Origin of the sequence: Rhizobium sp. 768_B6_N1_8 (assembly GCF_051811225.1) — a bacterium.
GTDB lineage: Bacteria > Pseudomonadota > Alphaproteobacteria > Rhizobiales > Rhizobiaceae > Rhizobium.
Map to the genome: position 1 here is coordinate 43,526 of NZ_JBPWPV010000004.1, position 12,985 is coordinate 56,510.

General features: G+C 56.0%; 9 protein-coding genes. 6 read left to right on the forward strand and 3 right to left on the reverse strand.

Annotated features, from left to right (window positions below):
* Positions 1-161: 161 nt before the first annotated feature.
* Positions 162-3,350: an efflux RND transporter permease subunit gene (locus AB8B33_RS37365; RefSeq protein ID WP_439019359.1), complete on the reverse strand. Its 3,189-nt coding sequence runs from the start codon at positions 3,348-3,350 to the stop codon at positions 162-164.
* 5 nt (positions 3,351-3,355) lie between these two features.
* The gene (locus tag AB8B33_RS37370) at positions 3,356-4,498 is read right to left on the reverse strand and encodes an efflux RND transporter periplasmic adaptor subunit (protein WP_130709544.1); all 1,143 of its coding nucleotides are present in this window, start codon (positions 4,496-4,498) and stop codon (positions 3,356-3,358) included.
* 240 nt (positions 4,499-4,738) lie between these two features.
* Between AB8B33_RS37370 and AB8B33_RS37375 the strand changes: the two genes are divergently transcribed.
* From AB8B33_RS37375 to AB8B33_RS37390, 4 genes are all read left to right on the forward strand, one after another.
* Complete coding sequence (locus tag AB8B33_RS37375; RefSeq protein WP_026157645.1) at positions 4,739-5,701, forward strand: GlxA family transcriptional regulator; 963 nt, start codon at positions 4,739-4,741, stop codon at positions 5,699-5,701.
* A gap of 93 nt (positions 5,702-5,794) precedes the next feature.
* Positions 5,795-6,613, forward strand: coding sequence for an alpha/beta fold hydrolase (locus AB8B33_RS37380; protein WP_026157646.1), 819 nt, complete (start codon positions 5,795-5,797; stop codon positions 6,611-6,613).
* Between the two features lie 129 nt (positions 6,614-6,742).
* Positions 6,743-7,501: an SDR family oxidoreductase gene (locus AB8B33_RS37385; protein WP_017996685.1), complete on the forward strand. Its 759-nt coding sequence runs from the start codon at positions 6,743-6,745 to the stop codon at positions 7,499-7,501.
* A gap of 79 nt (positions 7,502-7,580) precedes the next feature.
* Positions 7,581-8,819 (forward strand): MFS transporter, encoded by a 1,239-nt coding sequence (locus tag AB8B33_RS37390; protein WP_246711325.1) that lies wholly within the window; start codon positions 7,581-7,583, stop codon positions 8,817-8,819.
* A 114-nt stretch (positions 8,820-8,933) separates the two neighbouring features.
* On the opposite strand, the gene AB8B33_RS37395 is transcribed toward AB8B33_RS37390, so the two are convergent.
* Positions 8,934-9,800, reverse strand: coding sequence for an aldo/keto reductase (locus AB8B33_RS37395; RefSeq protein WP_130763016.1), 867 nt, complete (start codon positions 9,798-9,800; stop codon positions 8,934-8,936).
* Between the two features lie 335 nt (positions 9,801-10,135).
* On the opposite strand from AB8B33_RS37395, the gene AB8B33_RS37400 reads away from it, so the two are divergent.
* Together AB8B33_RS37400 and AB8B33_RS37405 are read left to right on the forward strand one after the other, a co-directional pair.
* Complete coding sequence (locus AB8B33_RS37400) at positions 10,136-11,260, forward strand: HlyD family secretion protein (RefSeq protein ID WP_130763017.1); 1,125 nt, start codon at positions 10,136-10,138, stop codon at positions 11,258-11,260.
* Positions 11,257-12,861 (forward strand): MFS transporter, encoded by a 1,605-nt coding sequence (locus AB8B33_RS37405; RefSeq protein WP_130763018.1) that lies wholly within the window; start codon positions 11,257-11,259, stop codon positions 12,859-12,861. Before AB8B33_RS37400 ends, AB8B33_RS37405 begins: the two co-directional genes overlap by 4 nt.
* The last annotated feature ends 124 nt before the right edge of the window (positions 12,862-12,985 follow it).

Below are 12,985 nucleotides of genomic sequence, written 5' to 3' on the forward strand. Positions count from 1 at the left end.
CTCGAAGATTGATAGCTGGCCGCCCATTTAGGATGTCGCGGCACCGAGCGACCAGATCGCTATCTCGAACCAGCAAGCTAACCATCCTTTTTGGGGCCGCTTACAGGGCAAAAAAAGCGGCGCCCCAGAGGGCGCCGCATGGAAAGGTGCGATAGGGGGAATCACTCGGCTGCTTGTTGATGCTCAATGATCACGTCGTCATCTTCCTCCGCTGTCCGCGGCGAATATCTCGATCGAAGAACCACATAAAAGACTGGCGTGAGAAACAGGCCAAACACTGTTACACCGAGCATGCCACTAAACACCGCTGTTCCAAGTGACTGCCGCATCTCTGCGCCGGGGCCCTCCGCTATGGCTAGCGGCAGTACGCCGAAGATGAACGCCAAGGCGGTCATCAAGATCGGCCGGAGGCGGAGATGGCTGGCCTCCACTGCGGCCTCAACCGCAGTCTTCCCGTTCTCCTGGGCCTGACGAGCGAACTCAACGATCAGGATTGCGTTCTTGGCCGCGAGACCAATCAGCACAACAAAGCCGATTTGCGTCAAGACGTTGTTGTCCATGCCTCTCAGATAAACACCCGTGAGAGCTCCGAGAACCGCAAGTGGAACGATCAGAATGATCGCCAAGGGAAGGACCCAGCTCTCATACTGCGCCGACAGCGCCAGGAAAACGAACACCACGGAAAGGGCAAAGATCCAGATCGCGCTGCCTCCGATATGCGTTTCCTGATAAGCGAGCTCGGTCCACTCGAATGTAGTGCCTGGCGGAAGAACCTGCGCCGCAATGCCTTGCATCTTGGAAATCGCCTCCCCTGTCGAGACACCGGGAGCGGCATTTCCCTGAAGCGGGACGGAAACGTACATGTTGTACCGCTGCACCAAAGTGGGCCCACTTGCCTCCCGTATATCTGCGAGCGTTCCGAGCGGCACCAGAGCGCCGGTTGCGGAGCGCACACTCAGATCAAGCATGTCATCTTTTTCAAGTCTGAACTTCTTGTCGGCCTGAGCTCGGACTTGATAGACGCGGCCAAAAGCATTGAAATCGTTGACGTATGATACACCAAGGTTGCTCGATAAGGTCTCGAAGATGTTGGGGATCGGAACATTCAAGAACTGTGCCTTATCCCGATCAATCGACAAGAAGTATTGCGGGCTCGATTCAGAAAATGTTGTGAAGACTCCAGTCAAGCCTGGCGTCTTGTTGGCCATCACCATCATCTGTCTTGCCAGCGCGAGCGCACGCGTCATGCTGGAACTGTCCTGGTCCATCACCTGCATCTTGAAGCCACCGGAATTACCGATGCCCTGCACTGGCGGCGGCGGAATGGCGATGATGAAGGCCTCGTCGACCGCTTGGAGATTTTTGTAAAGCGTTTGAATTATCTTCGTTGATGTATCCCCGCTCTTCAATCGCTCGTCGAATGACTTGAACGGTGTGAAAATCACGCCTGCATTCGATGCGTTGGTGAATGTTGCGCCGCTGAACCCGGCGAACTGAACGGCGTTAGCAACGCCTGGGGTAGCCCTCGCGATTTCACCCGCTTTTTTGATCACCGCATCGGTTCGTTCCAGCGAAGCTCCGTCGGGAAGCTCGACTACGACGATTGCATAGCCTTGGTCCATGATCGGGATGAAGCCGCTTGGCACCTTCGTGCTCAAGAACCATGTGGCGACCAACAAACATGGAAAGACGATCAAGGCACAAGTCAGTCCAGTTTTCGTGCTAACGATATGGCGGATGCTCGTTGAATAGGCACTACTCACTCTGTCAAAGCCGCGGTTGAAGAGCTCGGCCGACTTATGACCGATTCTTCCCGCGATGCTTCGCTTTGCAGATTCGTGTTCATGCCTCTTCAGCACCAGTGCTGCCAGAGCGGGAGACAACGTCAGCGAGTTGACTGCCGAGATCGCCGTTGCGATCGAGATGGTCACTGCGAACTGCTTATAGAACTGTCCGGAAATTCCTGGAATGAAGGCTGTCGGTACAAATACGGCGATAAGCACGAGCGAGATAGCGACGACGGCCGTCCCGACCTCGTCCATCGTCCGATGAGCTGCCCGCCGCGGACTCATACCCGCGGCGAGGTTTCGTTCGACGTTTTCCACTACGACAATCGCGTCGTCGACCACAATGCCGATCGCGAGCACCAATCCGAACAGTGTCAGCATGTTCAGAGACATGCCAAACGCCGCGAGGAAGGCGAATGTACCGACAAGAGAGACCGGGATGGCAACGATCGGCACTATCGCGGTTCGCCAGGACTGGAGGAAGATGAGAACCACGAGCGCGACGAGGACAATCGCTTCGCCGATGGTGCGGTAAACCTCATCGATCGAAGAAGCCACGAAGTCGGTGGTGTCGTAGATGATGCGATACTCAAGACCAGGCGGGAACTGAGCTGACAGGTCCTTCATGATAGATTTGATCTGAGCTGCCGTTTCCAGCGCGTTCGTCCCTGGCCGGGCAAAGATGCCCATACCGACGGCTGGCTTGTTGTTCACATAGGCGTTGGTAACGTAGTCGCGGGCTCCAAGCTCAATGCGAGCAACATCTTCGAGCTTCACGAGGCGCCCGTCGGGTGTCGACTTGACGATGACATATCGAAATTGTCGAGCATCTGAGAAGCGGCCATCTGTCCTGACGGTATACTGAAACGGATTGTCGACCGCTGCCGGAGGAGCTCCAATTGAGCCGCCGGACACCTGAACGTTCTGGTCACGCAGAGCACTCACAACATCGTTCGATGTCATACCGTAAGAGGACAGTTTTTCCGGATCCAGCCAGATGCGCATAGCGTATTGGCGTTCGCCGAAGATCTGAATGTCGCCGACACCCTGCAGGCGTACCAGCACATCTCGAACACGGTTTCTCGCGTAGTTGGAGGTGTAGAGCTGGTCGTACCTCCCGTTGGGAGAAAGCAGGTGGACCACCATCAGGAGGTCAGGCGAGCTTTTGTTTGTCGTCACCCCCAGTCGCTGGACTTCTTGCGGAAGTCTTGGGAGCGCAATCGCAACGCGGTTTTGGACGACGACCTGCGCCTTATCCAGATCAGTACCCAACGCAAACGTTATTGTGAGGGTCATCGCGCCGTCGGCACTCGAATAGGACGACATGTACAGCATGTCTTCCACGCCATTGACTTCCTGCTCGATCGGCGTGGACACCGTGTCAGCTATCGTCTGTGAATCTGCGCCTGGGTATGAGGTGCGGACGACGATTGTTGGGGGCGCGATTTCCGGATACTGCGCGACTGGCAGTTCGAAATAGGCAATTGAACCCACGATAATCAGCAGGAGCGAAATGACTGAGGCAAAGATCGGCCTGTCGATAAAGAAGTGTGCGAACCGCATCTCAGCTACTCCGCATTCACGGCGGTCAGCGGTGCTGACTCAACCGGATCTTTGTTTTCAGGCGGAAGGGTAGTTTCTTTCGGGTCGACCTTAACGCCTGGGCGGACGCGTACGACGCCCTTCACAACTAGACTCTCGCTACCGTCGAGGCCGCTTCTGACAACACGGTATCCGTCGATTCTCGGACCTGGCCGGATCGCTTTTGTCGACACGACATTGTCCTTGCCAACGACGAAGACAACACGTTCGTCTTGATCGGAGCTAATAGCCTCGTCCGGTATCAAGATCGCCTTGTATGAATTTGAACCTTCAAGCTCGACCCTGCCGAACAACCCTGGCTGAAGCACGAAATCAGGATTTGCAAACCTGGCGCGGGCGCGAAGGGTTCCGGTTGCCGCGTCGACCTGATTTTCAGCAAAATCGAGCGTGCCGGTATAGGCCGTCCCGTCCCGGTCGCCCAGCCTAACCGAGACCTTCAAACCTCCGCCACCGCTCTGCAGGACGGAGCCGTTTTTGCGGGCGGTTTCGGCGTAGCTAAGAAGGCGACGTTCATCGATGTCGAAATAGAAGTCGATCGGGTCAAGCATTACGATCGACGTGAGGACTGTCTGATCTGCGGTGACCAGGTTGCCGACAGAAATCATATGGCGGTCGATGCGGCCGCTCAGTGGCGCAACAATCCGGCTGTAGGTCATGTCGAGCTCAGCGCGGTCGACACTCGCTTGAGACCCTTGGAGATTTGCTTGCGCCGAGTCCAGTTCCCTCCGCCGATCGTCGAGGGTCGCAACCGTCTGGCTCCCCGACTTAACCAGAGCGTTAACGCGATCGAATTGGGCCTGCGCATAGGTTAAGCCTGCATTTGCTACAGCGAGGCTGGCCTTAGCTTGGCTCAAAGCAGTCACAAAGGGGCGTTGGTCGACTTTGAACAGTTCATCACCGTCCTTCACCAACTGGCCGTCTTTGAAAGCAATGCTCTGCAGATAGCCACCGACGCGCGAACGGATATCGACCTGTTCGGCGGCCCGAAACCGGCCAATAAATTCATCCCTATCTGTCACGTCGCGAACCAGAGGCTTCGCTACAACCACCTGCGGAGCTGCCTCTTGGGCATTGACGAAGTCCCTCAGAGCTACCGTCCATCCGGCCATACAAAGCGATAATACAAGAATTCGGGCTTTCATTTTCCACCTCACAAGTTGCAGCGTAACAAGGGCTGACGCCGACCTCACATGAATGCGGGTCTGGCATTGTGAAAGCAGACTGACAGCACAGCAGTGCCAGTTATTGTACAATCAACGACTAATGTCCGGTCCTAGAACTGCGCTCTTGACCAAGACAGGTCCATGTCTCAAATATGGTGTATGCGGCACTTTAAGACGGAGCGATTGATGCGATCTGTGGGCTTTATTCTTGAAGACGGTTTTCAGGTCATGGGGCTTGCCGCCCTTTCGGCGTTTGAGTTCGCCAATCAGGATCAGGGTACGGAGGCCTATAAGCTGACGGTAATGTCCGAGAAGGGAGGCACCGTTCGATCGTCACTGAAAATTGGCGTGGAGACTGAACCCCTTGGTGATTTTCCCGACACGCTAATGGTTGTTGGCGAGCTGACCCCAAGCTCCTCTTCCCCAGTGTTGCGAGATTACATCTCCAAGGCGGGCACAGAATCGCGGCGAGTTGCCGGGCTTTGCACCGGAGCTTTTCTGCTGGCCGAAGCGGGACTGCTGGATGGGAAGGTGGCGACTACACATTGGGCACACGCTCGCGACCTCCAGAGACGGTTTCCCCTGGCGCACGTCGATGAGGATCGAATTTTCACACACGATGGAAACATCTGGACATCCGCAGGCATGAGTTCGGCGATCGATCTCACGCTGGCTCTGATCGAGGACGACTTTGACGCGGCCGTTTCACGGTCGATTGCGAGGAAGCTCGTGGTCTATCACAGGCGGCCTGGAGGCCAGTCGCAGTTCTCGGCGCTCTTGGAGCTTGAGCCAAGGTCCGACCGAATTCGTCGCGCCTTGATTTATGCGAAGGAACATCTCCGCAATCCATTGACGGTTGAGGAGCTGGCGGAGGCCGTCAGTTTGAGCCCAAGACAGTTCAGTCGCCTTTTTAGGGAGGAGACTGGCCAATCGCCAGCGAAAGCGGTCGAGATGTTACGTCTCGAGGCCGCGAAAGCCATGTTGGAAGACGGTCGCCACCCAATGGAGATTGTAGCTCGCGACACGGGATTTTCCGATCGAGACAGGATGCGCCGCGCGTTTCTTCGCACACTGGGACAACCACCACAAAGCTTGAAGCGGGCATTAAAGCTCATGGATGGCGAAGATGTCGAGTTAGCGGACGCATGAGTCAAAGTCCTAAAACGACGGATACCTGTCATATGAGACAAACTGGACTTTGGCTACAATGGGTCCAGCAATAGGTACGTCGGGAGCCAATAAATGCCTTCAGGGCCAGAGATCCACTCAGTCCAAACCAAGCATGGTGAAATTGCGATCCGGACCAATGGCCCAGAAAGGGGCACGCCGCTTGTCCTCCTTCCTCGTTTCAGAGCCACAATGGACGATTGGGATCCGGCGTTCATCAAATTGCTTTCCGGCGACCACCAAGTCGTGCGGTTTGACAATCCGGGCGTCGGTTTGTCTCAGGGCAGTTCGCTCAACAGCATAAAATCCATGGCCAGCGTTGCCGCCGAGGTAATTCTCCAAGTCGCACCGCGTCATGCTGATGTTTTGGGTTGGTCTCTCGGGGGCGCGGTCGCCCAGCAGCTTGCCTTGGATTATCCCCACCTATTGCGTCGGATGATCCTTGTCGGAGCGACGCCAGGCGCAATCGCCGAAGGGCCGCGCCAACAACCCCGTGTTGCTACCGTTTTGGCGAAGCAGGAAAACGACGAACAAGACTTTCTCTACCTCTTTTATCCCGAGACGGAAGCCGCGGTGTCATGCGGTCGAACCTCGATTCGCCGGATCGCAAACCAGCCCTACAGATCTCCAGGAGTAAGCGCCCTCGCCTTTATGGAGCAAGTTCAAGCCTTCACGCGCTGGCCAGGGATACTACATCGAGCAAGAGAACTTAAATTGCCAATACTCGTCGTGGCAGGCGCACAAGATATTGTGGCCCCCGCCTATTGTTCGTTTGTCCTGTCTCAGCAGGTTCCTGACGCGAAATTCATCGTTTACCCAGACTCGGGTCACGCGTCGCTCTTTCAACATGCCGAAGAATTCGTTGAGGACGCAACGCGCTTCCTCGAAGCGTAACGAGACATCGAATGTCCGAAATCGCCGTTTCAATGGCATTTGAGCCAGCGCGATTTTCCGCCATCATTCTCCCATCGAAACACGGTTGCCCAGCCAGAAAGTTGGCACCGAAAATAGATGGAGCGACTTATGAAAATGACTGGCAACACAATCTTCATCACGGGCGGCACTTCGGGGATTGGCCGCGCCCTTGCTGAAGCGTTTCACAAGCTTGGCAACAAGGTGATCATCGCCGGTCGCCGCAAGGCGCTGCTTGATGAGGTTTCGGCCGCCAATCCAGGGATCGACGGAATCGAGCTGAATATCGCCGACGCTGCGGATATCGAGCGGGTGGCGACAAAGCTGATCTCCGAATATCCGAAACTCAACGTGCTCATCAATAATGCGGGTATTATGCCGTTCGACGATCCGGCAGGCAAAATCGACGACTCCGTCTCGCAGAATATCATCGAGACAAACCTTCTTGGCCCAATTCGCCTGACCTCGGCACTTGTCGACCACCTCAAGACCCAATCGGACGCGACTATCATTCATAACACGTCCGTTCTTGCGTTCGTGCCGCTTGCTGGAAACGCGGTGTACTCCTCGACCAAGGCTGCGCTGCATTCCTATTCACTGTCCCAGCGTTTTGCGTTGCGGGACACCAACGTGAAGGTTCAAGAGATCGCTCCGCCGTGGGTCGACACAGACCTCGTTAAGAAGAGCGGCGATCCACGGGCAATGCCGCTGGATGTGTTTATCGAAAAAACGATGGCGGGCCTCGCCACCGACGCTCCAGAGGTCTTCGTCGAAGAAATCACGGCTCTTCGCGATAACCCGGGCCTGAACGAACATCAACTCGTTCACGACTTCAACGCGGCCCTCGTAGCAGACCCAATCCCCGTTTGAATATTGGACAGTAAACCATCGGCCTTCCCGCCGGTTAGACGGGAAGGCCGAGAAGAACGCAGTTAAGGGTACCCCCATCATGTCTGACCGCCTGAATCTGACACCGAAGATTCCCACTGAGACACTTTCCTCGACGTTGGGATCCCCTGAGCCAACGCCATCTTTGATGCCTGCCTATTTTCTAGCGCTTGGAACCTTCGCAATAGGCACAGAGGGTTTCATGATCGCGCCTCTGTTGCCGACAATTGCCGCTGATCTCGGCATGAGCCTGTCAGCGACCGCGATGCTCGTGGTTGTCTTCACGATCACTTTGGCCATAAGTTCCCCGATCACCACGGTGATCACTGGGCGTCTACATCGCCGCGACACATTGTTAGTTGCCATGACTATTTTCGCCGTGGGCAACTTCGTGGCAGCATTCTCGGCAACGTTTTCCACCCTTCTGGTTGCTCGCTTACTTATGGCCGTCGCAGCAGGACTATTCGTTCCGAACGCGAACGCTCTGGCTGGGGCAATCGCCGGGCCTGCTCGAAGAGGAAGAGCGCTTGCTATCGTCAGTGGTGGCATGACCATCGCGATCGCTTTGGGGTTACCGCTTGGAGCCCTGGTCGGTCACGCCTTTGGATGGAGGACGACGTTTCTCGCCGTCGCTATGATGGGTCTTGTGGCGATCTTCGGTATTATCGCGGGGATCGTCCGCACGGCAGGAGAAGGCATGTCCGTCGCAAGTTTGTCGGAGCGCGTGGGCGTCATTCGGCAAGCGCCAATTCTCAAATTGCTTGCCATCACTCTGTTCTGGTCAATTGGCGCCTATACCGCCTACCCTTACATCGCACCATACCTCACTACTGTCTTGGGTTTTGGTACCTCAGGGATTGGCGCTACGGTCTCAATGTGGGGATTTGCGGCAGCGATAGGTGTGACCACTGGTGGCGCCCTGAACGACCGGTTCGGATCAGGAAGGGTCGTGGCGGCGTCGCTCATTCTGCTCGGCTGCTCGTTTGCTGTTTTGGCAGCAGTGACTGTCCTTGGTCCAGCAGCGGCTCAAATACCTGCCTTAGTGGCTATCGGCGTCTGGGGTTTCAGCGTCTGGTCCTTCTTCCCCGCTCAGATGGCCAGATTGATTGCGGCATCGTCTCCTTCTCAGGCTTCGGTATCGCTATCCCTGAACACTTCGACAATGTATCTGGGCTTCTCGATCGGAAGTGCGCTGGGTGCGGGGATTATTGGCCTCGATGCTGTGTGGGCCATTGGGGCTGCAGCTGCTGTCGCAGAAGCAGCCTCGCTAACGCTAAACTACCTTTTCGCGAGGAAATAGAACCGAGCAAGGTGGCATTGGGGACATCTCTCCCTGATGATGTTATTCAAAAACATCAGGCTTTTGCCTGTCGGCCCGACAAACTCACCCGAGTTTGTCGGGCCGATTGCTGCGTCACTGGCGACCAGCTGCATCGAGGGATGCGAACTCCTCGTCGCTAAGTTTGATGCCTGCCGCAGCGACGTTTTCTTCCAAGTGGCTTACCTTCGACGTGCCCGGAATCGGAATGATTACGGAGCTTCGTTTCAGCACCCACGCCAGTGCGATCTGGCTCGGAGTCGCCCCGTGGTTCTCCGCAATAACATCAAGCGCGGAGCCACGCTTGGTGAGTTGGCCAGCTGCCAGAGGGAACCACGGGATAAAGCCGATCCCATTCTCCTCACAGTAATCCAGAACATCCTCGCTGGAACGATCGACGAGATTGTATCGGTTCTGAACCGTAGCAACTTTGAAATATTTAGAAGCCGCCTCGATCTCCTCGACTGAGACCTCGCTCAGGCCTGCATTCAAAATAACGCCGGTGTCGAGCAGGCTTCGGATGGCGACAAATTGTTCATCGCGGGGGACACGCGGGTCGATCCGATGCAGTTGCCACAGCCCAATTTTCTCGACACCAAGTCGCTCGCGACTTTCGTGAGCACGGGCCACCAGCTTTTCGGGACGGCCATCCGGTGCCCACTGATCGGGGCCCGGCCGGGTCAACCCGGCTTTCGTGGCAATCAACAGCCCACTGTAAGGGTGGAGAGCTTTTCGGATCAGTTCTTCTGACACGCCAGGCCCATAGGAATCGGCCGTGTCAATAAAGTTGACGCCCAACTCTGGTAATTTCTTGAGTGTCCGTTCGACTTCGGCTGGGTCGTGCGGCTGACCCCAAACACCTCGACCGGTGATCCGCATTCCGCCGAAACCCAACCGATTGACTACCGTCGAGCCTATAGCGAAGGTACCGGCTTCGGCTGCATTTGAATTCTTATCTGACATAGCTGAGATCTCTCAATTGCGACGATTTTCGACTGCCCGACAGGCGCCTCCCTCCCTCGTACAGGCGCTGGCCGGGGCTTTATTGTAAGATTGGAGCGTTTGGGTTCGCATGGACAGCCAACCAGTCGTTGGGGTGCCGGATATTACAATCGATCCAAACAGCACTGCATCAAGGTCCACTTATAATCAGAATACATCCTCGTATGTCGAGCGGAGAAGACAATGCGATTTGAAGCGACAACCTCTTTGGCGGTTCAGGCGACCCGGCCAGCCGAAATTGAATTGACGCGCAGGGAACTACGGAACCCTCCCGCAGAAAGCGTGCGGATCTTCGAATGAGCGACAACGTAACGACCTTGTCGCCGACGTCAGCCAAGGCGCCACCATCACCTGTCTCGAACCTTCCTCCAAGCCAGCCCAGCCTGTTAGCGAGGCTTTTCATACCGGCCACGGCAGTAATCCTGGCTGTGGCTGGTGTCGCGTACGCAAACGCGAACTGGAATAGCTGGACTGCCTCCGCGGCAACGCAGGCGACGGATGACGCTGCCGTTGGAGCAGATTTCAGCACCATGAGCGCACGGGTCTCCGGAAATATTCGGTCGATCGCCGTTGATGACTATCAGCCGGTCAAAAAAGGGGACCTGATAGTAGAGATCGATCCCAGCGAATACGACGCGGCACTCGCCCTTGCGACAGCAAATTTAGAGGCGGCAAAAGCGTCACGCGTCAACCTTGGCAACCAGGAAAACCTGCAACGCGCCGTGATCAAGGCCGCTGAGGCGCAAAACGCATCCGCACTTGCGGTGGAGGAACAGACACGCCTCGAATTTGAACGACAGAAGAACCTTGGCCAAGCAAGCACGGAGCAGCGCCTCCAGCAGGCTCAGGCATCGTTTCTCCAAGCGCAAGCCTCTGTCGCGTCAACAGCCGCCGCGATCGAACAGCAACGGGCTCAACTCCAAGTCCTGCAAGGTCAAGAGCCATTGTTGGATGCTCAGATAGATGCGCAGGAAGCCAATTTCACTACCGCCCAGCTGCACCAAAGGTACTCGCGCATCTACGCACCGTTCGATGGCGTGGTTGGTAAAAAGTCGGTCCACCTTGGCGACTACGTGAGCATCGGCGGCAGTATCGTTGCCGTCGTTCCAGTCCCGAATGTGTACGTAACCGCAAACTTCAAAGAAACGCAGCTGGGCAGGATGAGTACGGGGCAACTCGTTGATGTCCGCATTGACACTTTTCCCGGCATGATTCTGCGGGGTAAAGTCGGAAAGCTGTCACCGGCGAGCGGCTCGACGTTCGCGCTGCTGCCGCCAGACAATGCGACTGGCAATTATACGAAAGTTGTCCAACGGCTTCCTGTTCGGATCGAATTTGAAACCGGTCAACCACTCGTTCAATCCTTACGCCCGGGGATGTCTGCGGTCGTGACGGTCTATACTCCGGACACCACCCAATGAATGGCTCCGCCCAGAATGTTCTGGGGCCTTCATCGCAAGGCACGACGACGAAACGGCCGATACTCATCGTTGCGGCTCTTCTATTGGCGGCATTTGTAGTGGGTTTCGATACCCGCGTCTTTACTGTGGGTCTCCCAGATCTAAAGGGAGCATACGGTCTTGGCACCGACGAAGGTGCTTGGTTCGCCACCGCAGCCAACGCGCCCCAGATATTTATCGCATCGGCCGTCGCTTGGTTGATGACGGTCTATGGCGTTCGCAGGGTGATGATACCTTCAAGCCTGGTTTACGCGGCGCTCTCTTGTGCAATTCCATCGATCCACAACCACGACCTTTTGTTCGCCGCACACATTGTTCGAGCGTTGCTTCTTGGCGTCTTCGTACCGGCCACGCTGATGATCATCTTCCGCAACCTTGCTCCTAAATACTGGATCATCGGCCTTGGGATCTACACACTTCGTATTCCGCTGTCCCAGAGCTTGGGATTCGCACTGGTCGGATATTACGGGGACGTCCTGGGATGGCAGTGGCTCTACTGGCAGGATGTACTTGTCGCTCCGCTGATCGCTTTGCTTTTAGTGTTGGGCGCTCCAAGGGAGCCGATCGACAAGTCACTTTTGGCAAACGCAGATTGGGGCGGAATGCTCCTGCTCGGCGCGTCGATGACGTTCATTTATATCGCGCTGGACCAAGGAAACCGGTTGGACTGGCTTGAATCGGGTCTGATCGAGGCATTGTTTCTCGCTGGAGGGCTTCTATTTGTCGCCTTCCTCATAAACGAAAGCATCGTGTTGAGGCCGTGGGCGCATGCCAGCGTTCTCGGTTCTCGCAACGTTATTCTCGGCCTGGCCGTTGTCACTGTCTTTACGTTTGCCAGCAGTGCTGGAAGTACCCTCATTCCGGGAATAATGCAGACCGTGGGAGGTCTGCGGCCGTTGCAGATAAGCGGCGTTTTTATCCTTTACGCGGTTATTCCCGTGGCAATGATCGTCATGCTCTCTGGATTTGTTCTGACGTACGTTGATGCGCGAGTGGCATTGATCGTGGGTTTGTCCGCAAGCGGCGTCGCTGCTCTTATCGGATCAGAGGTCACCTCGGATTGGTACCCCGACAGTTTCGGGCTGATCGTGCTGCTGCACACGACCGGCCAGGTTATGACGTTCTACGCATCGTTTGTCTTCCTGGTTGGAAATTCGGATCCAAAACGCTCGACCGCGATGTCGGCATACATTCAGGTCGCTCGTCTTGGAAGCGCTGAGCTTGCGGCTGGACTGATGGGGACGTGGATTCGCCGAAGGGAGCAGTTCCATTCAAATGTTCTTGGCGCTCACCTGACAAATGACAACCCGCTGTATAAGCGAAGTCTAGCCGCTTTAAACAACGCGCTCGGTCACAACGGCGGTGGAACCGCGAAAGCTGTCGGTACACTGTCCGCGTCAGTCCGATCGCAAGCCTACGTTTTGGCCTACAGCGACTGCTTCATCATTGCATTCTGGTTTTCCGTCGCTGGGCTGGTCCTGGTAGCGTTTATGAAGGCTTCACCGCCCAGTCCACTGAGTCCGCGTCCGATCCTGAAGCCCACACATCAACGAGCGACGTAGATGACCTGGCGATTTGCTAATAGCAGCACGGCATGTCCTTGACAGGCTAATTTTTGAGGCGTGGTTCGCGAGACGGCACTGCAATATTCGGTCGGCAATCGCTTGCCCCCTTGCGCCGCTTGCA